Below are 21,885 nucleotides of genomic sequence, written 5' to 3'. Positions count from 1 at the left end.
GTCACATCCGTTTCGGCCCCGGATTCGCCGCGCATAGGCAAGCAGTAGCTCGATAGAGCTATCGGTCGATTATACAACGTGTTCAACACCGTCTTACCCGGCGTCAGTCGCCGGCTGGAGGGGTACCGATGAGTGCCCACACGAAGGGCGGACGGGAGAACTCCCGTCCGAACGTGGTCGTATTCGTAATGGATACGACGCGAGCGCTCGATACGGTCCCAGCGGACAGCGACGTCTCGCCAACCAGAGCGGCGCTTGCCGAGGAGGGAACCGAGTACGGGCAGACCTTCGCTACGGCACCGTGGACGCTCCCATCACATGGGTCGCTGTTTACCGGAACCTATCCATCGAAACACCGCGCGACCGGAAAGCGGACGCGACTCGACGGCGAACTGCCGACCATCGCGGAACTGTTCGGCTCGGCCGGCTACGAAACCGTCGGCGTCTCGAACAACGTCTGGATCACCGAGGAGTTCGGTTTCTCTCGGGGCTTCGAGACATTCCACGAGCGCGACGGGTCGTGGCAGGACCGGGAGACGCTCGGTGACCTGTTTCGGAATCCGTTCGGGTCCGACGGTCCCGGCTTCTCTTTCTCCGAGGCGCTATCGAACTGTCTCGGTAGCGGTTCTGAACCCGCCGGTGACGAGGGCGCGGAGAAATCCATCGAGTGGATTCGAGAGTGGTTAGAGACGCGTAATCAGACCCGACCGTTCTTCCTGTTCGTCAACTGTATCGAACCGCACCTCGAGTATCGCCCGCCACGGGAGTACGCCGAGCAGTTCCTTCCCGAGGGCTGGTCCTACGAGGAGGCGATGGCGATTCCGCAGGATCCAAGAAAGTACGACGTCGAGAAGTTCGACCTTTCAACCGAGGAACTGGCCGTGTTGCGGCGACTGTACCGCGCCGAGATAGCCTACATGGACGACCAGCTCGGCGAACTCACCGACGCCCTCGAAGCGACCGGCGAGTGGAACGAGACGGTCATGGCGGTCACGAGTGACCACGGCGAGAACATCGGGGAACACGGGTTCCTCGGGCACCAGTACTCCCTGTACGATACGGTACTTCACGTCCCCCTCGTCCTCAGCGGCGGTCAGTTTGACGACGACGCTGTCACGGGCGAGCGGCTGGTGCAGACGCTCGACCTCGCACCGACGCTCCTCGACGCGGCCGGCATTCGGGCTCCGGACGCTCGCGAGGAGTTCCAAGGACAGTCGTTTCACCCTCCGGCCGACGGCGGTCCGCGGTCGAAGGTGTTTGCCGAGTACGCCGCCCCCCGGCCGCCTGTCGAGAAACTCGAAGAGCGATTCGACGAGATCCCCGACCGCATCTACGAGCTTCAGCGGTCGATACAAGCCGTTCGAACGGAGACGCACAAGTACGTCCGTTGTTCGGACGGAACCGAGGAACTCTACCGGGTCGCCGCCGACCCTAAAGAGACACACGACATCGCGGAGGAGGCGACCGAACGCGTTGCCGACCTCGAAGCAACCCTCGAGGAGTGGGCTGCGTCGTTCGAGGAGACTGAGGCCGAAGAGAGCGTCTCCGTCGAACAATCGACCGAACAGCGACTGGCCGACCTCGGGTACATGTAACGCTGCCGTCGGTCCAGCAGAGGCGTCCCGCCCAGCGACTATTTCTCGATACTACTCGTTGCGCCTGTGACCTGTACGAAGCGCGCAATAATACTAATAAAGCGTCAGTCAGTGTTTATCGAGTCAAGTGATGTTACGAGACGACTCTCGGGACGACGTCCTCCTGCTCTTGACAGACCAGGAGCGGTACGACGTCACGACGCCGACTGGCCCGCCGGTCGATACCGGCGCGTTGGATCGGCTCTGTGCGGACGGTGTACGCTTTACCCACGCTTACACCCCAATCAGCATTTGCAGCAGCGCGCGAGCGTCGCTGCTGACGGGGCGCTATCCCCACAACCACGGTCTTCTCAACAACGTCCACGAACAGGATGCCATCCAGACGGATCTCTCCACCTCGGTTCCGACGTTCGGAGCGTTGCTTCGGGACGCTGGATACAATAACTCCTACGTAGGAAAGTGGCACGTCGGACAGAACGCTACGCCCGCGGACTTCGGCTTCGACTACATGGGAGCGAGCGACGCTCACAACGGGCATCTGGAGGGGGGCCTTCGCTCATACCGAGCGGAAATGGGCATCGACTCAGACGATATCGAACTCGAAGACACCCTCTACAACCGACACGGCGACGGTGAGGAGAGTCTCATCGCCGCCAAGTCGCCGATTCCGGTCGAGGCGACCCGTTCGTACTACATCGCCGAGCGAACCATCGACCGACTGGAGAGGGCCGCCGCCGAGGACGACCCGTTCTTCCATCGGTCGGATTTTCTCGGCCCGCACCATCCCTACGTCGTCCCGGAACCGTACGCGTCGAAGTACGACCCCGAGGACATCGAGCGCTGGCCGTCCTATCAGGAGACGTTCGCGGACAAACCACAGGTGCAGGAGAACTATCTCGAATACCGCGGCGTCGACCACCTGACGTGGGACGAGTGGGCCGAAGCCGTCTCACTGTACTTCGGATTCGTCGACCTCATCGACGACCAGATCGGCCGGATTCTCGACGCGGTCGAGGAGTACGGACTCCGCGAGGACCTCCTCGTCGTCCACGCTTCGGACCACGGTGACTTCACCGGAAACCACCGGCAGTTCAACAAGGGGCCGTTCATGTACGACGACACGTACCGGATTCCGCTCATGATGCGCGGGCCTGGCGTCGAAGCAGGGCAGGAATGCGATGCCCTCGTCTCGCTGATGGACCTCATGCCGACGTTCCTGGACCTGGCCGGCGTGCCCGAACCCGACGGCGTCGACGCCCGGGGCCTCTGGCCGCTTCTCGACGATCGCGAGAACGGCCGGCGGGAAGCAATCTTCGCAGAGTATCACGGCGACGAGATGGGGTTGTACTCCCAGCGGATGGTGCGGACCCAGCGCTACAAGTACGTGTTCAACGCCCCCGATATCGACGAACTGTACGACCTCGAACGGGACCCGCACGAACTGCAGAATCTCGTCGACCATCCCGAGTACGAGTCCGAACGCGACCGGTTACGAGGGCTACTGGACGAGTGGATGGCAGAAACCGACGACCCGATACAGAAGTGGACGAGCAAACACCTCGAAAGCGACGCGGCGGACCGGCGACAGTAGCTCGCCAGGTTGCCCGACTCTCAGGACTACTCGTCCCGAACGACGAAGGAATCTTCTGCGACCCGTAGGTCGTCTGCGCGCAACTGCCGTGTCGAAGGGCTGGACTGTCGGTCGGCCGTCCATCGCTCGTCGGCGTACTCGGCCAGCCAGTCGAGCAGCCGCGGCACCGCCGCCTGTTCGTGTAGCTTGAAATCCGCCGCCGTCCCCGCCTCCGCGGCGGTGCCGACCTTCGCGGCGACGCCGTCGGGTTGCACCGCTTGGAACCCGTCCTCGTCGGTCGTGTCGTCGCCAATGTACAGCGGTCGGTACCCATTAGCCGCGGCTTCGGCTAACAACTCCATCGCCGCGCCCTTGTCCCACTCGACGGCCGGGCGCAACTCTCGCACGCATTTTCCGGGGACGACTCGGATATCGGTCTCGGCGTTCGCCACGAACGTCTCGGTCGCCGAAGCGACCCGCTCTGCGTGGTCGCTCCCTCTGACGTGAACGGTCGCGGTCAGGCTCTTGTTCTCGACCGTACACTCCGGAAACTCGGCCAGGCGCTCCCGGAGCCGCTCGCTCAGGTGCTGGATGCGCGCTCGCTGCCGCGCGGCTGCCGGGTGGACGAACGTGGTGTCGCCCGCCCGGATCTCCAAGCCGTGATTCCCGGCGTAAACGAGGCCCTCGATATCGACCCGGTCGACGAGGTCGGAGAGTTCGCGGCCGCTGACCGCGGCGACGGTCACGCGAGGATGGCTCGCTAAGTCGACGAGTGACTCACGCGCGCTGTCGGTGATAGTCGCGTCGTCGGGGTCGGAGACGATTGGGGCGAGCGTGCCGTCGAAGTCCACGCCAAGCAGTAGCCCGTCGCTCCCGTCGAGCGTGCGAGCGATGCGGTCTCGGTTCGACAGCGCCGACGGCGGTGCGGTCATTTCGGGCACGGCGTTATCGCCCGTTCCGCGACGCGTCGACGACGGCAATCTCGTCGAGCATTGCTTCCGTCCACGATTCGAGGTCGTTGCGCTGAATCTCGCGGCGAAGTGTGGTCATTCGGCGTTCTCGCTCCGTATCGGACATCGTGAGCGCCTCGTGGATAGCGCTTGCGAACTCGTCGGTGTTCTGGGGCGTCACCGAGAGCACGTCGTCGCCGATTCGGTCGTGGATCCCAGCCTGCTCGCTCAGGACGAGCACGCCCGGGCCCTCGGCCTGTGCGGCGACGTACTCCTGGGCGACGAGGTTCATCCCGTCGCGGATCGGACTGACGAGCGCGGCGTCGGCTTCCCGGTAGAGCGCGTACAGCGTCTCGTTCGAGACGTAGCCCGTCTCGTAGACGACCGGTTGCCAGCCGCCGGTTCCGAACCGATCGTTGATGCGCTCCACCGCTTCGGCCACCTGCGCCTGAACCTGCTCGTAGGCGGGAATCTCCGATCGGCTCTCCGAGCCGACCTGCACGTACGTGAACGACTCGCGCAGGTTCGGCTGCTCCTCTAAGAGCCGTTCGAGTGCTTGCAGGCGCTCGGGGATTCCCTTCGTGTAGTCCAGTCTGTCGACGCCGAGTGCTAGCATCCCGTCGGCGTCGATGCCGTGCTCGTCGGCAAACTCTTTGAAGCGGTCGTGTGACGCCGCTTCGGTAGCCTGCTTCTGGATGCGGTCCGCTTCCACGCCGAGCGGGAACGACCGGACGGTGAGCCGTCCGTCCGGTTGGTGGACGATGCCAGCGTCTACGTCCACCGTCGCCATGGGGATCAGCTCGTCCACACAACGCAGGAAATTCTCGCAGTATCGGTCGACGTGGAAGCCGAGCAAGTCGTTTCCGAGCAAGCCGCGCAGTATCTCCTCCCCGTGCGGACACGCTCTGAATGCGTCCGGGCCGGGCCACGGAATGTGCCAGAAGTGGGCGATGGCCGGATCGTGCTCCGTCTGCGACCGAATCATGCTCGGAGCGAGGCCGAAGTGGTAGTCCTGCAACCAGACGACCGACTCCTCGTCTACGCGTTCGGCAACGGTGTCGGCAAAGCGCTGGTTCACGTCGCGATAGGCCTCCCAATGTTGGCGCTCGCTCTCTATCTTGGTCAGCGCCGAGTGACAGACGGGCCAGAGGACCCGGTTGCTGAACCCGAGGTAGTAGTTCTCTTGCTCCTCCTCGGAGAGCCAGACGCGTTCGAGTGTGTACTGGTCCTCGTCGGCGTCGGGCGGGACTTGGACGCGGTTCTCGTCGTCGACGACCTCTCGGTCGGCGTCGCCGTCGCCCCAGGCGATCCACGTCCCGCCGAGCCGCCGCATCGCGCCGTCTAAGCCGCTCGTCAGACCGCCGTTCGGTCGGTCGACGGTGATGTCAGTCCCGTCCCGGTCGTGGCGATAGGGCTCCCTGTTCGAGACGACGAGGTACTGGCTATCCGCCGACTCGGATAGCGTCGCTCCTCGTAACTGTTGGTCAGTAGTTCCTGAATTCACCAGTGTAGGACCTCACGTTCTCGTCTGTATGAAATAGCCTAAACGGGTTACCCACTCCGCTTGAAGCTGCGAGTGATATATATGCAGCCTGAAGAGACCACGGACGGCCCGGCGGCGGAATTTGGCGGCTATGGTCTCCGACAGTGCTCGACTGGGCGCGGCTGGCTCCCGATACTGCATGTCGGTTTCACACGCAAGCAGAGTCTAGATAATCGCCGTTGGGAAATTGCCACTCCCGAATGCCACTGAGCAACGGCGATGAGGACGACATGGCTTCCACTTCGGCTTCCTCGGTCGCGGAGCGATATCCCGGCCTCGAAGTCCTCTCTACCGACCCCGACAACGCACAGACCGCGTCGCGTTCCCACCTCGAAGACTACCTGACGCCGCGCGAACAACACTACATCAGAAATCACCATCGGACGCCTAACATCGACGAGGGCGAATGGACCGTCTCGCTGACCGGTCTCGTCGAGTCGGCCGTCGACCTCTCGATGGACGAGCTAAAGCACGACTATCCGACCGACTCCGTGATGCACATGATGGAGTGTTCGGGCAACGGGCGCGCGTACTTCTCGCCCGATGCGGAGGGTGACCAGTGGACAGTCGGTGCCGTCGGCAACGCTATCTGGACCGGGACGCCGATTCGCGCGATTCTGGACGACCACGGGGCAGCCACCGACGACGGCCTGTGGCTCACGGCCGTCGGCGGCGAGGCCAAGGAGGACGAGGACGTGTTCGCGCGCTCGATTCCGATGGAGAAAGCGCTGGAGGACTGTCTGTTGGCCTACGAGATGAACGGGAGGCCGATGAGCGCGGAACACGGCTTTCCGGTCCGATTGCTCGTTCCCGGGTGGTTCGGCAACAACAGCGTGAAATGGGTCGAGCGGTTGCACGTCATGGACGAGATGGTCAACGGCGAGGCGTGGGAATCGCGAGACGGGCAGGACTACACGGAGTATCAACAGTCCTCCTACCGGCTCCTCCCGGCCCAGGACAGCGAACCGAAGCGCTACGCCGACATCGAGACATTCGACACGCAAGACCAGATGCAAGCCGAGGAGGAAATTCGAAACGCCTACTTCTTCGACCAACTCGTCAAGTCACTGTTCACTTCGCCGCAGGACGGCGAGGAACTTATCCCCGCGTCGGACAGCTGTATCGAACTCACCGGCGTCGCGTGGTCCGGCGACGACGCCGTAGAACGCGTCGAGGTTTCGACCGACGGCGGCGAGACGTGGGACGAGGCGGACTTTGTCGGCCCGGACCTCGGGCGATACACCGTCCGAAAGTTCCGGTACGTCTGGGAAGCGGAGGCGGGCGAACACACGCTTCTCTCCAGAGCGACCGACGAACGAGGGCGAACGCAACCGGCGACGATTTCCGACCCAGATTCGGGCCGCCGGGGCATCGAGAACGACGAATACCCCTGGAATCAGAAGGGGTACGGCAACAACGCCTACGAACCGCTGGGTATCACCGTCACTGTCCGCGACTAACTGGCTGTCACTCCGTCTCCCCGAGGCGGACGAGAAGTTTATCGCCGAGGACGACGCCGGCCGCGATGGCGGCCCAGAGGCCGAGGACGGCGGCGAACAGCACCAGCCAGCCGGGGACCGGCGTCGTCGTTGGCCCGATGTGGAGTGGTGTGAGAGCGAGCGACGAGACGGAGTTCAGCGTGAGGGTCCACACGCTCATACACTGCGATCCTCCACGACTGCTCAGGTGGCTCCCGTCGGGCTGTCGTCTCGATTCCCCGTCCCGGTCCTGTAGATGTAGTACCCGGCGGCGACGAAGAGGAGACTGACTGCTGCCCAGTGGGGGTTGTATCGGCCGGCTTGCGAGAGCGGCTGGTGGAGGCCCAGGATCATGTGGTCGACGACCACGTCGAAGAGGTCGAAGATGCCAAGTCCGATAACGGCTGCCCCGGTCACCGGTCGCAAGGCCAGCGGTACGTCCGTTCGCCGTTCGGACTGCCAAAGTAACCCGCCGCCGACGCACATAATCACGAGCATCGTGAGAGAGAAGAGCCCGTCAGCGAGAATGTTCGTCCGAAGCCCGGAGAGGGTGTCCTGCGGGTACACGCCCGAGACGAGATGGTGCCACTGGAGGACGTGGTGTAACACGAGGACGTCTATCAGCCCGCTGAAACCGAATCCGAACACGCCCGCTGCGAGGAGCGCCCGCCGCGTTACCCCGTCGTTGAGCGTCGAGGTGCCATCGGTTGGCCCGGTCGCTTTGTCGCTCATTACCGGACGAACGACGGCCTCCGATAAATTCGCTGGACCGGGAAATTCAAGCGGGCCGCGACTGGCGACGCGTTCCCGAGTCGTGACGAACCGCAGTCAGAACGGCACGATTGCCGCCCAGAAGCCGCCGGCGTACGGGATGACGATGACGGCGATGAGGACGAACGGAAGCATCAGCAACAGCATCATTATTGCGTAGCCGAAGATGTCCCGGGCGCGCATGTCGGTGATCGCCAGCAGCGGAAGCGCCCAGAACGGCTGGACGAGGTCCGCGAGCGACGCGCCGAACGTGTAGGCGACCAGCGTCTGCCCGAGGGGGACACCGAGGTCCTGGGCCGCGGGAACGACGATGGGTCCGATAACAGTCCATTCGCCGCCACCCGACGGGACGAACGTGTTGACGACCGCCGAGACGATGACCACGGCGGCGGGGTACGTCTCCGGCCCGGCGACTCCCACGATGGTCTCTGCGATGGTCTCCGCGAGACCGGAGTTCTGCGTCATCCCGATGATCCCCGCGTAGAAGGGGAACTGGAGGATGATGTCACCGGTCGAGTCGACGGCCTCCGCGAACCGCTCCTCATAGGCCTGCGGGCTCGTGAACAGGGCGAACCCGATGAACAGGAACGCGAAGTTCACTGTGTTGAGGTTCAGCGCGTTTAGCCCTCTCGTCGCGAACGTGTAGAGGGCGAAGACGACGCCGGTTACCGCGATGACGCCGCCGATCACACGACTATTGTTCATCTTGTCGGACGGCGTCGGGGAGTCCGGGGCCTCGTCACCGACATGGTCCTTCTCGGGACCCGCCTCGCCCGACCCGTCGGTCGCCGTCGTATCGCCGGCCCGGACGTTCGCCTCGGTCAACTCGCTCTCGGGCAGGAACTCCGTGATACCCTCCGACTGGGAGTCAGGCGGCGAGAGGAAGTAGAGCACGACTAACGAGTAGGCGATGCTAATCACCAACAGCGACACCATGTACGGGTGGAATATCGTCTCCGTCACGGGGACGAGCTGGTCGATGATCCCCTGCTCGATGAAGATGTTACCCGGGGTGTTCATCAGGAGGACGGATGCCCCCGAGAGACCCATGTTCCACGTCAGCGCGAGTCCCATGTACCCCGCCACGCAGAGCAGCGGGTAGTGGATGTTCAGCCCTCGCTCGTTCGCCTGTCGCCCCATCTCGCGTGCCAGTAGTGCACCGACGATGAGACCGAGTCCCCAATGGAACCACGCCGTCACCATCGCTATTAGCGCTACCAGCAGAATCCCCTGTCTGGCAGTCGATGGAATGGAGAGGAGCCGCTTTATCTGATTCTGGATGAACGGGTGATAGGCCAGCACGAACCCGGTCACCAGAATCAATACTGCTTGCATAGTAAACGATAACAACACCCAGAAGCCGTCGAACCAGTACTGGACCAACTGTACCGGCCCGGTTCCTTGGACGAGGAACGCGATGATGAAAACGATGTACGTGAGGAGGATGGCGAAGATGAACGGGCTCGGCATCCACCGTTCGACTCGTTCGGAGAGGCGGGACCCGGTTCGCTGTAACAGCGTCCCTTCGTTCTCCGTCTGCTCGCTCGCACTCATAGTTTCCCCGGTGGACCCTCGCTACTGTCGGACGAGCGCCGACGCGCTCGCTGAATCGGATAAACGATAGACTGGTGTGGCAACGCGTTTCACTTGGGAAGTTTGCTTGCATGCTTGGAAGACGCAGGCATGCCCGCGGGCCCGACCGATCGAGACGGAACCGTGATACGTCGGCGCTGCCGTCGGGCCAACTACCGCCGAATCACCTGACAGCCCCGTCCGAGACGGGGACGTTCCGACTACCGATTCGTTGCTTCCAATCGGTTTGGTACCGATATGAGCCGGCGCATAGCCGCTCGTAGACGTACCGAACGAGATAGATTCCTCATATAAACTCTCATACCGGTCGTCCGCGCCGAGATAGGTGATGGCACGAGGCACAACATATCTGGCGAAGCGCGTCTCACGACGAAGCATGGTCAAGGCCACGGGGGCGATGCTCGGGCTGACGGCGGCGAGTGGCACCACCACGGCACGAACGGAGCAGAACCGAGGACATGGGTCACGCGACGGCCCGTACGTGACGGCACACCGTGGGTTCAGGGACGTGTTCCCCCAGAACACGGTCGCCGCCATCGAAGGCGCGTCACGACTGGGAGCCGACCGGATCGAGATCGATGTCGTGGCGACGAGCGACGGCGAGATAGTCGTCTTCCACGACGAGCGACTCGACGACCTCACGAACGAATTGGGACTCGTCGCCGAGACGCCCGCGGAGATAGTCCTTGATGCCGAGGTTCTCGGCTCCAGTGAGACGGTTCCGACGCTCGCCCAGGTGCTCAAAGCGGCCGACCCGAACGTCACGATGAACATCGAGTTCAAGGCGTCCGGCCCGCTCACTTGGACGGAGTTCGCAGAGCGTGCCCTACGCATCGCATCGTGCAAGTCGAAGCGGTTCTACGTCTCCTCGTTCGACCCGGACGCTATTCGAGCGGTAAAAGACGTCGCGCCGCGCATCGACGTGGCTCCGATCTTCGGACGGAACGTCGCCGAGAATCTGGCTGTCGCCCGCGAACTCGACGCCAAAGCGGTCAACCCCTCTCTCGGTGTACTCGACGCCGACCTCGTCGAGACGGCTCACGCCGAGGGCCGGGAAGTGAACGTCTGGACGGTCGACACCTGGCGGGAAGCGCGGGACCCCATCGAGTTCGGCGCGGACGGACTGATCGCGGACTACCCGAATATGACCACCTTCGCCATGGGTGAGTCTCGCGGAATCCGACGGAATCAGTAGGGTCTCTTCTCGGGTTCAGTGGTGACGACTGCTCCCGAAGGAACTGTCGGCTGGTGAATTCCAACCGGACCACCCGCTACCACCGGTAGTACAATTGAGCTATACAGATAAGCTATACAGTATAGCCATTCGGATAAGCTATGAATTATAGCTAAGTGGACTATACAACATAGCTACTCTGCAATCGGTCGATCGAAGACACCAGTCGGAGCGGAGCGTCTTCCGTTTCTCGCCGCAGTGCTCAGTTAGCGATGATCCGGGCAATCCAGACGATCGGGATCACCGGAATAGCCAGTCCCGTAACGAGTAGCACAACTGCGATCACTATCTTCTCGGCGCGGCTCGACTCGTGCCATATCGACTGCCACATGTCGTCGATCGCCTGTGCTGTCCGCTGAATCAATCCGGCCATACCAGACCTTGACGGGAGAGAGACGGAAAACCCCACCGTCCGCAACGGTCGTCGGCCGCCTCGTAGTCAATCGCGGGTGATGCGGACGCGCCACTGGTCGTCGGCGACCTGCTCGGTCTCGTATTCGAAACCGCGGCTGAGCAAGACATCGTAGAGCGGCTCCGGCTCGAAACTGTTGACGAGTTCGAGCGTCTCGTCACGATCGAGGTCAGACAGGGCTGCTGCGATGCGAGTGAACGGTTCGTCCTCGCTGTCGCGAACGTCAAGCGTCGTGTCCGAAGACATAGATGGGTAGTCGGTACCGCAGTCGTGTAGCCGTTCGTCCGAACAGGTTCGGCCACCCGCCGCCAGCCTTCATACGGTCATTTCTCGTTTTAAATACCCGCAATCCGGGGGGTGGGAGGTAACAGGTCGGTGCGGAGAAATACGGTGCGATGAACGTAGCCAGCGATGTTACGGAGCTAGTCGGCGAAACGCCCCTGCTGAGACTCGACGCGTTTGCGCCGAACCTGCTCGGCAAGGTCGAAGCGGCCAACCCGGGCGGGTCGGTGAAGGACCGGATCGCGGTCGCCATGCTCGAACGAGCCCGTGAGGCGGGACACCTCGAGCCGGGCGGGACGGTGGTCGAACCGACCAGCGGTAACACCGGCATCGGGCTCGCCGTCGCAGCGGCGGCTGAGGGATACGACCTCGTGTTGACGATGCCGGAGTCGATGAGCGAGGAGCGGCGCGCCCTCCTCCGTGCGCTGGGTGCCGACCTCGTCCTCACGTCTGCCGACGGCGGTATGGCCGAAGCCATCGAGTCGGCGGAGGCCATCGCCGACGAACGGGAGAACAGTTTCGTCCCACAGCAGTTCACCAACCTCGCGAATCCCCGCATCCACCGGGAAACGACCGGCCCGGAAATCTGGAGAGCGACGGACGGAGCGGTCGACGCCGTCGTCGCGGGCGTCGGGACGGGCGGGACTATCACAGGCGTCTCGGCGGCGCTGAAAGAGGACCGCGACGCCGACGTTCGGTCGATCGCCGTCGAGCCCGCCGATTCGGCGGTGCTCTCGGGCGGCGAGCCGGGGAGCCACTCGGTACAGGGCATCGGTGCCGGGTTCGTCCCGGAAGTACTCCGGATCGAACTGTTAGACGAGGTCCACACCGTCGAGTCGGACGAGGCGGCCGCGGCCGCTCGTCAACTCGCCAGTGAACAGGGACTGCTCGTCGGGATTTCGTCGGGGGCCGCAATCGCGGCCGCCGAGCGAGTCGCTACCGACGCACCGGACGAAGCTGTCGTCGTCGTCCTTCCAGACACTGGCGAACGATACCTCTCGACCGAGCTCTTCGCGTAGTACCTCGACCGCGTTACCGGATCCCGAACATGTTCGCCGCCGGCCACTTCGTCGGTAGCGGCGTAGCTCGGCGTATGGGACTCGTAGTCGAGTTCGCAGTCGGCACCCCTGGTCGCTGTCCGGTCGCGAAAGCCTCGGACCGGTCGGGCGAGCGAGTCACGGACGTCGCCCGCACGTCACTCCGCGGTGATGGCGTTATCACCGAGGAGTTCAGGCTCCCCGCGCACGCGTCAGTCGAGGAGGCCATTCCAGGTATCGACGTGGTTGCTACTACCGATTCAGAGACGATATACCGCTTCGAGCGCGACCCAGCGAGCGACTGCGTCTGTGAGATCATCGAACGGATAGCCGGTCCCGCGACCGACATCCGAGCCGAGGACGGGACGCTCTTCGTGACCGTCGTCGTCGAGGAACTGGCGACGGTGCGAACGGTCGTCGAGCGACTCCGGGCGGCGTTCGACGGCGTCAACGTCCGACGGCTGACGACCGTGGGGGACGCAGACGATGACGGGGGGTCGTTCTCTGGAAAGAGACTCACCGACCGCCAGCGCGATGTCGTGCAGACTGCCTACGAGATGGGGTACTTCGAGTACCCGAAAGGGGCCAACGCCGGCGAGGTCGCCGACACGCTGGGTATCAATCGCTCGACGTTCGCGGAACACGTGGCGGCGGCTATCGGCAAACTGTTCGACGCGCAATTCGGCACCGAGGAGACGGTCACGCCGACGGCGGTTCGCCGGTGACCTGTCGCTCGACGAACGACTTGATTATCGTCTCTTCGGCGCGGTGGAGCGTGTCGCTACACGAGGATTTGGCAATACCGACCGTCTCGGCTAGTTCGGTCAGCGAACAGCCCCGAGGCGTGTCGTAGTATCCCTCCTCGACGGCTGTCTGAACGAGTTCCCGCTGTCGGTCCGTCAGCAACTGCTCGCTCGCCGTGTGCTGATGGACGTAGTCGACCGTAAACTGAATGCCGAACTCCTCCAGTTGCTCGCCCAGCGCCGAGAGTCGGTCGTTCGGCGCAGTGACTTCCCAGTTGGCCACGCCATTCTGGATGTCGAACGGCATCTGGAGCGGCGTCCCCGACCCGCGTGCGGGAAACAGGAGCAGCGGGTTCGTCGTCTCGAACTGGACGAGCGCCTCGCCGTCTCGGTGTTGGAGCGTCTCGAAATCGGTCAGTTCCTCCTCGTCTGCCATCTCGGCAACCACTGCGGCTGCACCCGGCCCCGTCACCTCCGCCAGACCGACGCCAGTCAGCCCATCTGGAATCGCTGCGAGCACTCGCACCCGCGTCTCGGGATGGTCCCGAGTGATGTCGCCGATCCAGATATCCGGTGGAATCGTCAGTCGGAGTTTCGCTTCTGGCATTGTATACGAACATCTTCGCCCCACGCGTCCAAGAGTATTGCCGAACATGTTCGCCTCTCGTCCGCGCCGTTTCGGAACCTTCGACTGCGGGGGCCGCGAAGTCGTCCCCGTGCAAACCGTCACAGTGACGCGGGACCTGGACGCCGACCCCGACTGCGTGCGCGCGGCGATACTGGACGTCGGCGAGTTCATGCGTGCGGGCGGGTTCGACGACGTGAGCGTCGAGGGCGACGTCGTCACTATCACCAACAGCGTCGGTCTCGTCACTATCGAGTTGGTCCTCGAAGTCGTCGACGACCCGAATTCGGTGTTGACCTACGAACAACGCGATGGCATCTTCGAGGAGATGGTCACTCGGTACGACATCTCCGAGACGAACGACGGCGTCGCGGTCAGCGCCACGACCGATTTCGCGTTGCAGGCCCGTCTCGTCGGTCCCTTACTGGATGCCACCGTCATCGACCGCCAGCGCCGCGTCGAACTGAACGCCCAGTTCGACTACCTCGCGAAGCGGTGCGAGTGAGGCGAACACGTTCGGGCGAGTGTTCTCCCTGTCCGAGTTCCCGCGTCTAGCTATGAGTGATGTCTCCAGCGGCGACGTCGAACCGATAACCGACCGCGTCCACGACAACTCCTGGTCGGCGAACTTAGAGGAGCCCCACCACGCGGCGGAGCGCTCTCTCGTCCTCGCCCACGCCATCGACGCCGTCGAACACACGACACTGGGTCACCACGTCAACCTCGTCACACACGGCGCGCACGGGCATCCGAAGGAGTACCTCTATTCCCACCTCGAAACGACGTACGGTGACACCATCGAATACGAGTACGTCGAGCGGTGCGGTTGCGGCGGCCACGTCACGAGGGTCCACGTCGAGTAACTCCCAGTACGACCGAATCGGCACCGTCGCCCCTACCGGAGCGTCCACCGACATGGGACACGAACATGTTCGGAGACACCGAGAGGGCAGTCTCGCCCGAATCGGGAGCTATGGCCGCCATTCCCGGTAGCGTCGACACCGATCTACAGCCGCCGATGACCGTTCCGCTCCGCCACTTCTGGGTCGGGCTGACCGCGCTGTTGGCGGGTTCGCTCGTCGGCATCGGTCTGGTCGGCGGCGTCGTGCCCGGACTGGGGCGTCTCGCGCTCGTCCACCTGTTTCTGGTCGGCTGGGTCTGTGTCACGATACTGGGCGCGATGACGCAGTTCGTTCCCGTCTGGTCGGGCGTCCCGCTTCACTCGCGCCGACTGGCGACGCTCCAACTCGCGCTCGTCGCTGTCGGACTCACCGGGTTCGTCGCCGCGCTCCTCCTCGGCGCGCTTTCCGTGTTACCCGTGTTCGGAGGAGTGATGCTCGTCGGGTTCTGGGTGTTCGTCTACAACGTCGGTCGGACGCTGGCCCGCGTCGACCGTCTCGACGTCACGGAGCGACACTTCGCCCTCTCGCTGGGGTTCTTTCTCGTCTTCACCACGTTCGGATTCGTGCTCGCCGTCGATTTCACTCGACCGGTCCTCGCTCAGTACGCGGTGAGCCGGTCGAACGTCGTGCTGGCACACGCGACGCTGGCCGTCTTCGGCGCGGTGCTCACGACGGTCTACGGCGCGCTGTACCAACTCGGGACGATGTTCACCCAGACCGAACTCCACGGTATCGACACCTCTCTCAAGCGAATCGAAGAAGTCGGTCATCCGGTCGGCGTCGCGCTTCTGGCTATCGGTCGGTTCGCCGACTGGGAGCCGGTCGCCTCGCTCGGCGGACTGCTCGTCTGTCTCGCCGCGCTCTCGGTCGGGACGATACTCGCCCGCAAACTCTCGGAGATGCGAGTCGAGTGGACGCCGATGCACACGCGATACGCCGTCGTCGCGGCGTCGCTCTCGTCGTGGGCGCTCCTGACCGTCCCAGCGTGGGCGACCGAGCCGCTCGCACGGACGCATCTGCTGGGCGGGCCGGGGACCACGCACCTCCTCGTCCTCGGGACCATCGGGTTCGTCGTCCTCGGGACGCTCTATCACGTCGTTCCGTTCGTCGTCTGGGTCCACCGATACAGCGACCTACTGGGGTTCGAGGACGTACCCATGATAGATGACCTCTACCACAGCAAGCTCGCTGCCGCGGACGCGGCGTTACTAGTCAGCGGCACGGCGCTTCTCGCCGTGGCGGATCTCGTCCGAGTCGCGGGGTCGCTCCGCGGCGTCGGCGGCGTACTCGTCGGTCTCGGCGTCGTCGCCTTCGCCGTGAACATGCGGTCCGTGCTCCGAAATCACAGCCAGCACTCGGTCGGGAGCCTTCTCCTCGGCAGGTACTCCCCGACTCGGGCGCGGGCGTTACTGGACCGAGAGTGAGTGCGTCGACGCTGTGAGTGAGCGGTCAGAAGGGGGTGTCGCCGGACAGCCCGCCGATGCTCCCGTCGCTGGTCGACAGGTCGCCCGTCGCCTGGAACTGTTCTTCCTGGTGGCGTAATCGCTCGTTGATGGCGACCGCCTGCTGGTGCATCGGTGCCGTTCGGACGCGCACGAGGTCGTACTCGTGGCGTTCGAGAGTCCCGTTCCACGCCCGGAACGCGCCGAGCGTGAGCGTGTCGCTCTGCGGGCAGAACTCCGTCGTTGGCGTGAACTCCGCGCGGAGGACCGACGGGTCGTCGGCCTCCCGCGCGTAGCGGAAGCCAGCGTCGGGGTGACGGCGATCGAGATTGAGCCGGGCCAGGTTGTAGCCGAAGGTGACGTCGTAGACGCCGCACTCCTCGAAACACTCGCGCACGAGGCGATGAAATGCGGCGTGTTCCCGGCCGCTCAGTACGTCGTTGCCTGCGAGAAACGGCCCGGAGTCTGGGAGGTGGTCGGCGACGAACTCGTCGTAATCGTCGAACGTCTCGTCACCGCCCGTCGCGAACGGTCGCGGGAGATTCATGGATGACGGTTCGGCAGCGCCGCGTCTATCTCTGCCCCCGAACGTGTTCGGGGCAATCGGGAGGCGGACGGGCGACGATTGCTCGGTATGGTCGCGACAGATTTCGACAGCGAACGCGAGTTCGACGACGACCGATTCCGCGCACACGTCCTCGCAGAGTCGGCGGCGCAGAAAGTGGTCATGGGCTACTTCCATCCCGGCCAGTTCATCCCCGTCCACGCGCCCGACAGTGACGTGGCCATCACGGTCCACGAAGGCGAGGGAATCGTGCGCGAGGGCGAGACCGAGCATTCCGTCGAGCCGGGATCGGTCGTGGTCGTCCCGGCGGGCGAGGCCCGCGGGGTCCGCGCCGAATCCGAGCTGGCGGCGACGCTCGTGACCGCGCCGCCACCGGACGACGCCGCGCACGACCCGGTCAGACGTGGCCTCGCTCGGGGCGAGTTCGAACCGGAGACGTGAGGAATCACGACAGACCCGAACATGTCCGCAGCAATCGTCTCCGGTGCTGGGGCGGTATCTCCGGTCGCATGCCGGAAACCACGCTCGATCTGCGCGACGTTCCGCCGCCCGAACGCCACCCGATGATTCACGCGGCGTTCGAGGCACTCGACAGCGGCACCGCTCTGGAAATCGTCAACGACCACGAACCGAAACCGCTGTTCTACGAGTTCCAGGCCGAAGTCGAGGCGTTCGACGCCGAGAACTACACCTGCGAGCGGCGTGACGCCGGAAAGTTCGTCGCGACGCTCCCAAAAGAGTGAGTCGGATGGACGTCGAACGAGCGAACGTCGATGCGGCGGACGAAGAGGGACGGGCGGCGCTGTTCGAGGGCGAGCCCCGCACTGTTCACCTGTCTCTCTCGGCGGACCAGCGTGTGCCGCCCCACGACCACCCGGAGCGCCAGATTCTCTTTCACGTCCTCGACGGCGAAATCGCGCTCACCCTCGACGAGGAGACGCACGACCTCTCGGCGGGGGACGTTCTCCGCTTCGACGGCGACTGCCAGATATCGCCCGAAGCGGTCACGGACGCGCGAGCGCTCGTCGTACTTGCGAAGGCGTAGGCGCTGGTCGGCGACCCGGTCTCGCTGCCGTCGAGTTCGGCGACTTTTCGCGAGCGCTCGCTACTGCCGGAGAGCGAGCGAGAGCGGGAGCAGCCGTTCGAGAAGGCGATCAGCCAGCTCTTCGACGACGGCCCGCTGTTCCGCGGAGACCGAACCGTGCGCCTGCAGCTGCGAGCACGCGCGTTCGACGGCCTCGTCGCGGACGGTTTCCGCCTGGTCGCGTCGCCGGGACGGCTCACCGTCCGCCACTGGCGACTGGCGCGTCACGGTTCCCGCCAGATTACGGTGACGACCGAATCGCCTCGTTCGACCGTCTCGTAGGCGTACCCTCGGTCGTCGAGCTTTGGGTAGAGGTGCTGTGGGGCCCGGTCGTTGTACTGGACGAGCACCGCGTCGTCGTCGAGGGTCGGCAGCAGTTCGAGCGTCTGCCGGAGCGGTGCGGGCGGACCGGCGGCGGCGACATCCAGCGTCTCGACGGGCGCGTCGGTCGGTGCGTCAGTCTCTCGTACAATCGAACGGTCGGGGGACTGCATGCACGAGGATTCTCGCCGCTCGATAGGGAGGATTCCCCCGAACACGTTCGGGCCGGCGGCCGCCGCTACCGACTGTCGTCTCGTTTGACGACGGGAGCGAAGGCCAGTGGCGACAATAGGCCAGCGACCAGCGACAGCGCGAGCGCCGCCGTACCCACGTCTGCCGGGCTGAGGTCGCCGTTCGCGTTCCCCGACCCGCCGCTCGACTGCCCGTCGCCCCCGCCGGCGGCACCGACTTCGGCGTCGCCGACGACGACGACGCCGCGCATGCCCATCGACTTGTGCGGGAGGCAGAAGTACTTCACCACGCCAGTCTCCTCGAACGTCTGCTCGAACGTGAAGCCGGTCTCGCCCGACATCTCGCTCTCGAAGTTGCCGGCGTCGTCGACGACGTTGTGGCTGCCGTTGACCCACTTCCACGTGACCGTCGTGCCGGGGTCGACGCGGACGGCCGCCGGGCCGAAGCCGAAGTTGCCGCCGTTGGCTTTCACGCCGACTTCGATAGTGACCGAGTCGCTCCCGGTCTTGTCGACGACGCCGTCGTAGTTCTCGACGCCGTCCAACCACCCGTCGAGGGCAGTCTGTCCGCGTGCTGGGCGCACGTTTCCGAGTGCAGCGCCGCCCACGGCGACGCCTGCACCTGCTCGAAGGACGGTCCGTCGTGAGTAGGTTTCGGCTGTCATCAACAGAGTGTACGGTGACGGTATATAAACTACACTCGCGAATTCTCACGCGCTGGGAAGGGTGAGGATACTATGCGGACCGCCCGTCGGGATAGTGCGGCCAGCGTGTCCCACTGGGGAACACGTAGCTACGCCGTGCCGTCCGCTCGTTCCTCTCCGGGAAGCGGGCCGTCGTAGTCCTCGGGGACGTACCCACAGAGCGGGTCGCTCGCCAGCGGGTCGCCAGTCGTCGCGTACGCCCGAGAGCGACTCCCGCCACAGACCTGTCGGTACTCGCAGGCACCGCACTTCCCCGTCAGCTGATTTCGGTCGCGGAGCGCGGTGAACAGCTCCGAATGCCGGTACACCTCCACCACGTCGTCCTCGCGGACGTTCCCGGCGGCTTCCGGCAGGAACCCCGACGGGAAGATCTCTCCCGTATGGCTCACGAAGGCGAACCCGTCGCCGGCGACGATGCCAGCGCGGCGCTTCCTCGCGTTGCCTGCCCGTTCGTCCCCGTCGGCCGACTGCCGCCGCTGGATACCGACCCGGCGGAAGTGGGGCGCTTCGGTCGTCTTGATGCCGAAGGGGGCCTCCGAACGGCGGTCGTGTAGCCACTCCATCACCTCCTCGGCTCGCGCAGGCGAGATGGGATCGAGGACCCGTCCACGGCCCACTGGGACGAGGAAGAAGACGCTCCAGAGCACCGCACCGAGGTCCGCGACCCGGTCGGCGATAGCTGGCAGTTCGTCGACGGTCTGAGCGCAGACGGTCGTGTTTATCTGGAGCGGCAACCCGGCGGCGGTGGCGTCGCGGGCGGCCCGAACCGTCTCCTCGAAGCTCCCCGACTCCCCGCGGAAAGCGTCGTGGCTCGCCGGCGCCGCGCCGTCCAGACTCACCGCCATCCGTCGGAGGCCCGCGTCGGCGAGGTTCTCGACGGCGTCGGCGGTCAGTTCGCTCGTCCCGCTCGGGGTCAGCGTCATCGAGAGCCCCCGGTCGGTGCCGTAGTCGACCAGTTCGACGAGGTCGGGGCGTTTCATCGGGTCGCCGCCAGAGAGGACGACGAGTTGGCCGTCGCCGAATCTCCGAACGTCGTCGAGTAACGCCTTTCCCTCGGCGGTCGAGAGCTCGTCGGGCTGTCGGGCTGGCCGGGCGTCGGCGCGGCAGTGCTCACAGGAGAGTTCGCAGGCCTGCGTGACCTCCCAGATCAGTACCAGCGGGCGCTCGGCCGTGTCTACGGGTGTTCGCATACGGGGGGATACCGCCTCGTCCCGAAAAACGGGAGGAGAGCGTTCCCAGTCGCTGGGAACTGCCTGTGGGCTGTTTGTAGCTGGAGGCGCAACCGACGGGTATGCCGAACGACTCACCGGAACTGGACCACGAGGTGACGGCACCGCGAGCGAGTACCGCTCGCGAGTGGGAGCTGTTCGTCAGCGAGGATGTCACCGAATCGCCGAGACACGTTGGGAGTGTCACCGCGCCCACGCGGGAGGCGGCGCTCAAACGGGCCGAGCGCCACGTCGGACGGGACGCCGCGGCGCTGTGGCTCTGTCCGGCCGACGAGGTGACGCGGCAAACGACCGAAACCGCGGCGCTCTCGAATAGATGATCTCGGTCAGCAAACTGCTCTGTGACACGGACGCCGAAGGCGACGGACTCCGGTACGACGCCGCTGGCGAGTCCGGAAAGCCACAGATAACCGAGCGAAAGCAGCGCCGGCCGGTCGTCGTCTGGAACGTCACGAAGCAGTGTAACCTCTACTGCACCCACTGCTACGCCTCGGCGGACACGGAGACGGCACCGGGAGAGCTGTCGACGGCGGAAGGGAAAGCACTCTTGGACGATCTGGCCGACTACGGCGCACCGGTAGTCCTGTTCTCGGGCGGCGAGCCGCTGGTCCGCGACGACTTGGCGGAACTGGTCGCCCACGCGGCCGAGCGGGGACTGCGGCCCGTTCTCTCGACGAACGGGACGCTGATAACCCCGGAACGCGCCGCGGCGCTCCGGGACGCTGGACTGCAATACGCCGGCGTTTCCGTCGACGGCCTCCCCGAACGCAACGACGACTTTCGCGGCAAGGAGGGGGCGTTCGACGCGGCCGTCTGCGGCATCGAACACTGCCTCGACGCGGGTCTCAAGACCGGGCTCCGGTACACCATCACCGACCACAACGCCGCCGATTTGGAGGGCGTCGTCGACCTGCTGACCGACGTCGGTCTCGACCGCTTCTGCTTCTACCACCTCGACTACGGCGGCCGCGGGACCGAGATTCTGGACGCCGACCTGACGCCGACGGAGCGCCGGGAGGCCGTCCGGCGTGTCTGTGACCTGACCCGCGAGTACAACGCTCGGGGCGAGGCAATCGAGACGCTGCTGGTCGGCAACTACGCCGACGCGGGCTATCTGGTCGAGTACGCCCGCGACCGACTCGGCGAGGCCCGGGCCGAGCGAATCCACGAGTACCTCCGGGTCAACGGCGGCGACCCGGCGGGCGAGCGCGTGGCCAACGTCGACTATCAGGGCAACGTCCACCCGACGCAGTTCTGGCAGGGTTACTCGCTGGGCAACGTCCGCGACCGGCCGTTCGGCGCGATATGGGACGACGAGTCGAACCCGCTCTTGGGTGCGCTCCGGAACAGGGACGAGCAGTTGACGGGCAGATGCGCCGACTGTCGGTACCGCGATATCTGTCGGGGTGGGTCACGCCTCCGGGCGCTCACCGTCCACGACGACCTGTTCGCGCCCGACCCACAGTGTTACCTCACCGACGCGGAGGTCGGCGTCCGCTCGGAGGAGTGACTGGGTTTTCGCTCCTGGCGTTCGGGGGTATGTATAAAAGCGGGCGAACCTGTTCGCCCGCGTTCCCACGTGGTCGAAATCCGCTCGACGGTATATGGCTACAG

The 21,885-nt window shown here is 64.8% G+C and carries 27 protein-coding genes; 14 read left to right on the top strand and 13 right to left on the bottom strand.

Annotated features, from left to right (window positions below; translation table 11 throughout):
- Nucleotides 1-128 precede the first annotated feature (128 nt).
- Nucleotides 129-1,595, top strand: coding sequence for a sulfatase (locus tag E4S61_RS20985; RefSeq protein ID WP_135305881.1), 1,467 nt, complete (start codon nucleotides 129-131; stop codon nucleotides 1,593-1,595).
- Nucleotides 1,596-1,725: 130 nt separating this feature from the next.
- Nucleotides 1,726-3,186, top strand: coding sequence for a sulfatase-like hydrolase/transferase (locus tag E4S61_RS20980; protein ID WP_135305880.1), 1,461 nt, complete (start codon nucleotides 1,726-1,728; stop codon nucleotides 3,184-3,186).
- A 26-nt stretch (nucleotides 3,187-3,212) separates the two neighbouring features.
- Here the strand turns inward: E4S61_RS20980 and otsB are convergent, their stop codons facing one another.
- Nucleotides 3,213-4,097 (bottom strand): trehalose-phosphatase, encoded by an 885-nt coding sequence (gene otsB / locus E4S61_RS20975; protein WP_245180895.1) that lies wholly within the window; start codon nucleotides 4,095-4,097, stop codon nucleotides 3,213-3,215.
- Between the two features lie 13 nt (nucleotides 4,098-4,110).
- Complete coding sequence (locus E4S61_RS20970; RefSeq protein ID WP_135305878.1) at nucleotides 4,111-5,619, bottom strand: alpha,alpha-trehalose-phosphate synthase (UDP-forming); 1,509 nt, start codon at nucleotides 5,617-5,619, stop codon at nucleotides 4,111-4,113.
- A 239-nt stretch (nucleotides 5,620-5,858) separates the two neighbouring features.
- Here E4S61_RS20970 and E4S61_RS20965 point away from each other — a divergent pair, with 239 nt between their 5' ends.
- Complete coding sequence (locus E4S61_RS20965; protein WP_245180893.1) at nucleotides 5,859-7,118, top strand: sulfite oxidase; 1,260 nt, start codon at nucleotides 5,859-5,861, stop codon at nucleotides 7,116-7,118.
- Between the two features lie 7 nt (nucleotides 7,119-7,125).
- Here the strand turns inward: E4S61_RS20965 and E4S61_RS20960 are convergent, their stop codons facing one another.
- The 3 genes from E4S61_RS20960 to E4S61_RS20950 form a co-directional block, all read right to left on the bottom strand.
- Complete coding sequence (locus E4S61_RS20960) at nucleotides 7,126-7,317, bottom strand: hypothetical protein (RefSeq protein WP_135305877.1); 192 nt, start codon at nucleotides 7,315-7,317, stop codon at nucleotides 7,126-7,128.
- 23 nt (nucleotides 7,318-7,340) lie between these two features.
- Nucleotides 7,341-7,868: a DUF2243 domain-containing protein gene (locus tag E4S61_RS20955; RefSeq protein ID WP_135305876.1), complete on the bottom strand. Its 528-nt coding sequence runs from the start codon at nucleotides 7,866-7,868 to the stop codon at nucleotides 7,341-7,343.
- 96 nt (nucleotides 7,869-7,964) lie between these two features.
- On the bottom strand, nucleotides 7,965-9,461 hold the full coding sequence (locus tag E4S61_RS20950; RefSeq protein ID WP_135305875.1) for a short-chain fatty acid transporter: 1,497 nt from the start codon (nucleotides 9,459-9,461) through the stop codon (nucleotides 7,965-7,967).
- A 367-nt stretch (nucleotides 9,462-9,828) separates the two neighbouring features.
- Here E4S61_RS20950 and E4S61_RS20945 point away from each other — a divergent pair, with 367 nt between their 5' ends.
- Complete coding sequence (locus E4S61_RS20945) at nucleotides 9,829-10,695, top strand: glycerophosphodiester phosphodiesterase (protein WP_135305874.1); 867 nt, start codon at nucleotides 9,829-9,831, stop codon at nucleotides 10,693-10,695.
- A 241-nt stretch (nucleotides 10,696-10,936) separates the two neighbouring features.
- Here the strand turns inward: E4S61_RS20945 and E4S61_RS25685 are convergent, their stop codons facing one another.
- Both E4S61_RS25685 and E4S61_RS20940 read right to left on the bottom strand, forming a co-directional pair.
- Nucleotides 10,937-11,107 carry a hypothetical protein gene (locus tag E4S61_RS25685; protein WP_167768601.1) on the bottom strand — a complete coding sequence of 57 codons (171 nt, stop codon included), beginning with the start codon at nucleotides 11,105-11,107 and terminating at the stop codon, nucleotides 10,937-10,939.
- Nucleotides 11,108-11,173: 66 nt separating this feature from the next.
- On the bottom strand, nucleotides 11,174-11,392 hold the full coding sequence (locus E4S61_RS20940; protein ID WP_135305873.1) for a DUF2249 domain-containing protein: 219 nt from the start codon (nucleotides 11,390-11,392) through the stop codon (nucleotides 11,174-11,176).
- A 149-nt stretch (nucleotides 11,393-11,541) separates the two neighbouring features.
- On the opposite strand from E4S61_RS20940, the gene cysK reads away from it, so the two are divergent.
- Complete coding sequence (gene cysK / locus E4S61_RS20935; protein WP_135305872.1) at nucleotides 11,542-12,447, top strand: cysteine synthase A; 906 nt, start codon at nucleotides 11,542-11,544, stop codon at nucleotides 12,445-12,447.
- Nucleotides 12,448-12,521: 74 nt separating this feature from the next.
- Nucleotides 12,522-13,190 carry a helix-turn-helix domain-containing protein gene (locus E4S61_RS20930; RefSeq protein WP_167768600.1) on the top strand — a complete coding sequence of 223 codons (669 nt, stop codon included), beginning with the start codon at nucleotides 12,522-12,524 and terminating at the stop codon, nucleotides 13,188-13,190.
- On the opposite strand, the gene E4S61_RS20925 is transcribed toward E4S61_RS20930, so the two are convergent.
- Complete coding sequence (locus E4S61_RS20925) at nucleotides 13,165-13,815, bottom strand: helix-turn-helix domain-containing protein (RefSeq protein WP_135305870.1); 651 nt, start codon at nucleotides 13,813-13,815, stop codon at nucleotides 13,165-13,167. The two genes, E4S61_RS20930 and E4S61_RS20925, sit on opposite strands and share 26 nt — an antisense overlap.
- A gap of 46 nt (nucleotides 13,816-13,861) precedes the next feature.
- Here E4S61_RS20925 and E4S61_RS20920 point away from each other — a divergent pair, with 46 nt between their 5' ends.
- The 3 genes from E4S61_RS20920 to E4S61_RS20910 all read left to right on the top strand — a co-directional run bounded on the left by E4S61_RS20920 (nucleotide 13,862) and on the right by E4S61_RS20910 (nucleotide 16,159).
- A complete protein-coding gene (locus E4S61_RS20920; RefSeq protein WP_245180890.1) occupies nucleotides 13,862-14,338 on the top strand; it encodes an SRPBCC family protein in 477 nt (158 codons plus the stop codon).
- A 52-nt stretch (nucleotides 14,339-14,390) separates the two neighbouring features.
- Nucleotides 14,391-14,696, top strand: coding sequence for a CGCGG family putative rSAM-modified RiPP protein (locus tag E4S61_RS20915; protein WP_135305869.1), 306 nt, complete (start codon nucleotides 14,391-14,393; stop codon nucleotides 14,694-14,696).
- Between the two features lie 155 nt (nucleotides 14,697-14,851).
- Nucleotides 14,852-16,159: a hypothetical protein gene (locus tag E4S61_RS20910; RefSeq protein ID WP_394346465.1), complete on the top strand. Its 1,308-nt coding sequence runs from the start codon at nucleotides 14,852-14,854 to the stop codon at nucleotides 16,157-16,159.
- A 25-nt stretch (nucleotides 16,160-16,184) separates the two neighbouring features.
- Here E4S61_RS20910 and E4S61_RS20905 read toward each other — a convergent pair whose 3' ends face one another.
- Nucleotides 16,185-16,724, bottom strand: a complete 540-nt coding sequence (locus E4S61_RS20905; RefSeq protein WP_135305867.1) for a hypothetical protein — start codon at nucleotides 16,722-16,724, stop codon at nucleotides 16,185-16,187.
- 87 nt (nucleotides 16,725-16,811) lie between these two features.
- Between E4S61_RS20905 and E4S61_RS20900 the strand changes: the two genes are divergently transcribed.
- From E4S61_RS20900 to E4S61_RS20890, 3 genes are all read left to right on the top strand, one after another.
- A complete protein-coding gene (locus E4S61_RS20900) occupies nucleotides 16,812-17,183 on the top strand; it encodes a cupin domain-containing protein (RefSeq protein WP_135305866.1) in 372 nt (123 codons plus the stop codon).
- Nucleotides 17,184-17,251: 68 nt separating this feature from the next.
- Nucleotides 17,252-17,485, top strand: coding sequence for a DUF2249 domain-containing protein (locus E4S61_RS20895; protein WP_135305865.1), 234 nt, complete (start codon nucleotides 17,252-17,254; stop codon nucleotides 17,483-17,485).
- A 5-nt stretch (nucleotides 17,486-17,490) separates the two neighbouring features.
- A complete protein-coding gene (locus tag E4S61_RS20890) occupies nucleotides 17,491-17,787 on the top strand; it encodes a cupin domain-containing protein (RefSeq protein WP_135305864.1) in 297 nt (98 codons plus the stop codon).
- 60 nt (nucleotides 17,788-17,847) lie between these two features.
- On the opposite strand, the gene E4S61_RS20885 is transcribed toward E4S61_RS20890, so the two are convergent.
- The 4 genes from E4S61_RS20885 to E4S61_RS20870 form a co-directional block, all read right to left on the bottom strand.
- On the bottom strand, nucleotides 17,848-18,036 hold the full coding sequence (locus E4S61_RS20885) for a hypothetical protein (protein ID WP_135305863.1): 189 nt from the start codon (nucleotides 18,034-18,036) through the stop codon (nucleotides 17,848-17,850).
- 14 nt (nucleotides 18,037-18,050) lie between these two features.
- Nucleotides 18,051-18,320 (bottom strand): DUF2249 domain-containing protein, encoded by a 270-nt coding sequence (locus tag E4S61_RS20880; RefSeq protein ID WP_135305862.1) that lies wholly within the window; start codon nucleotides 18,318-18,320, stop codon nucleotides 18,051-18,053.
- Nucleotides 18,321-18,385: 65 nt separating this feature from the next.
- The gene (locus tag E4S61_RS20875) at nucleotides 18,386-19,003 is read right to left on the bottom strand and encodes a halocyanin domain-containing protein (RefSeq protein WP_135305861.1); all 618 of its coding nucleotides are present in this window, start codon (nucleotides 19,001-19,003) and stop codon (nucleotides 18,386-18,388) included.
- 128 nt (nucleotides 19,004-19,131) lie between these two features.
- The gene (locus E4S61_RS20870) at nucleotides 19,132-20,232 is read right to left on the bottom strand and encodes a TIGR04053 family radical SAM/SPASM domain-containing protein (protein ID WP_135305860.1); all 1,101 of its coding nucleotides are present in this window, start codon (nucleotides 20,230-20,232) and stop codon (nucleotides 19,132-19,134) included.
- A gap of 101 nt (nucleotides 20,233-20,333) precedes the next feature.
- Between E4S61_RS20870 and E4S61_RS20865 the strand changes: the two genes are divergently transcribed.
- Together E4S61_RS20865 and E4S61_RS20860 are read left to right on the top strand one after the other, a co-directional pair.
- Nucleotides 20,334-20,591, top strand: a complete 258-nt coding sequence (locus tag E4S61_RS20865) for an Htur_1727 family rSAM-partnered candidate RiPP (protein ID WP_135305859.1) — start codon at nucleotides 20,334-20,336, stop codon at nucleotides 20,589-20,591.
- Nucleotides 20,588-21,781, top strand: a complete 1,194-nt coding sequence (locus E4S61_RS20860) for a TIGR04347 family pseudo-SAM/SPASM protein (protein ID WP_135305858.1) — start codon at nucleotides 20,588-20,590, stop codon at nucleotides 21,779-21,781. Before E4S61_RS20865 ends, E4S61_RS20860 begins: the two co-directional genes overlap by 4 nt.
- Nucleotides 21,782-21,885 lie beyond the last annotated feature (104 nt).

Origin of the sequence: Haloarcula amylovorans, from assembly GCF_004681185.1 — an archaeon.
Lineage (GTDB): Archaea > Halobacteriota > Halobacteria > Halobacteriales > Haloarculaceae > Haloarcula > Haloarcula amylovorans.
Note: the sequence above shows the minus strand (reverse complement) of the source record. Positions and strands in the feature narration are given on the sequence as shown.

Coding starts and splice junctions, on each gene's coding strand:
- E4S61_RS20985 (WP_135305881.1), top strand. CDS start 129: ATGAGTGCCCACACGAAGGGCGGACGGGAGAACTCCCGTCCGAACGTG.
- E4S61_RS20980 (WP_135305880.1), top strand. CDS start 1,726: ATGTTACGAGACGACTCTCGGGACGACGTCCTCCTGCTCTTGACAGAC.
- otsB (WP_245180895.1), bottom strand. CDS start 4,097: ATGACCGCACCGCCGTCGGCGCTGTCGAACCGAGACCGCATCGCTCGC.
- E4S61_RS20965 (WP_245180893.1), top strand. CDS start 5,859: ATGCCACTGAGCAACGGCGATGAGGACGACATGGCTTCCACTTCGGCT.
- E4S61_RS20960 (WP_135305877.1), bottom strand. CDS start 7,317: ATGAGCGTGTGGACCCTCACGCTGAACTCCGTCTCGTCGCTCGCTCTC.
- E4S61_RS20955 (WP_135305876.1), bottom strand. CDS start 7,868: ATGAGCGACAAAGCGACCGGGCCAACCGATGGCACCTCGACGCTCAAC.
- E4S61_RS20950 (WP_135305875.1), bottom strand. CDS start 9,461: ATGAGTGCGAGCGAGCAGACGGAGAACGAAGGGACGCTGTTACAGCGA.
- E4S61_RS20945 (WP_135305874.1), top strand. CDS start 9,829: ATGGCACGAGGCACAACATATCTGGCGAAGCGCGTCTCACGACGAAGC.
- E4S61_RS25685 (WP_167768601.1), bottom strand. CDS start 11,107: ATGGCCGGATTGATTCAGCGGACAGCACAGGCGATCGACGACATGTGG.
- E4S61_RS20940 (WP_135305873.1), bottom strand. CDS start 11,392: ATGTCTTCGGACACGACGCTTGACGTTCGCGACAGCGAGGACGAACCG.
- cysK (WP_135305872.1), top strand. CDS start 11,542: ATGAACGTAGCCAGCGATGTTACGGAGCTAGTCGGCGAAACGCCCCTG.
- E4S61_RS20930 (WP_167768600.1), top strand. CDS start 12,522: ATGGGACTCGTAGTCGAGTTCGCAGTCGGCACCCCTGGTCGCTGTCCG.
- E4S61_RS20925 (WP_135305870.1), bottom strand. CDS start 13,815: ATGCCAGAAGCGAAACTCCGACTGACGATTCCACCGGATATCTGGATC.
- E4S61_RS20920 (WP_245180890.1), top strand. CDS start 13,862: ATGTTCGCCTCTCGTCCGCGCCGTTTCGGAACCTTCGACTGCGGGGGC.
- E4S61_RS20915 (WP_135305869.1), top strand. CDS start 14,391: ATGAGTGATGTCTCCAGCGGCGACGTCGAACCGATAACCGACCGCGTC.
- E4S61_RS20910 (WP_394346465.1), top strand. CDS start 14,852: ATGACCGTTCCGCTCCGCCACTTCTGGGTCGGGCTGACCGCGCTGTTG.
- E4S61_RS20905 (WP_135305867.1), bottom strand. CDS start 16,724: ATGAATCTCCCGCGACCGTTCGCGACGGGCGGTGACGAGACGTTCGAC.
- E4S61_RS20900 (WP_135305866.1), top strand. CDS start 16,812: ATGGTCGCGACAGATTTCGACAGCGAACGCGAGTTCGACGACGACCGA.
- E4S61_RS20895 (WP_135305865.1), top strand. CDS start 17,252: ATGCCGGAAACCACGCTCGATCTGCGCGACGTTCCGCCGCCCGAACGC.
- E4S61_RS20890 (WP_135305864.1), top strand. CDS start 17,491: ATGGACGTCGAACGAGCGAACGTCGATGCGGCGGACGAAGAGGGACGG.
- E4S61_RS20880 (WP_135305862.1), bottom strand. CDS start 18,320: ATGCAGTCCCCCGACCGTTCGATTGTACGAGAGACTGACGCACCGACC.
- E4S61_RS20875 (WP_135305861.1), bottom strand. CDS start 19,003: ATGACAGCCGAAACCTACTCACGACGGACCGTCCTTCGAGCAGGTGCA.
- E4S61_RS20870 (WP_135305860.1), bottom strand. CDS start 20,232: ATGCGAACACCCGTAGACACGGCCGAGCGCCCGCTGGTACTGATCTGG.
- E4S61_RS20865 (WP_135305859.1), top strand. CDS start 20,334: ATGCCGAACGACTCACCGGAACTGGACCACGAGGTGACGGCACCGCGA.
- E4S61_RS20860 (WP_135305858.1), top strand. CDS start 20,588: ATGATCTCGGTCAGCAAACTGCTCTGTGACACGGACGCCGAAGGCGAC.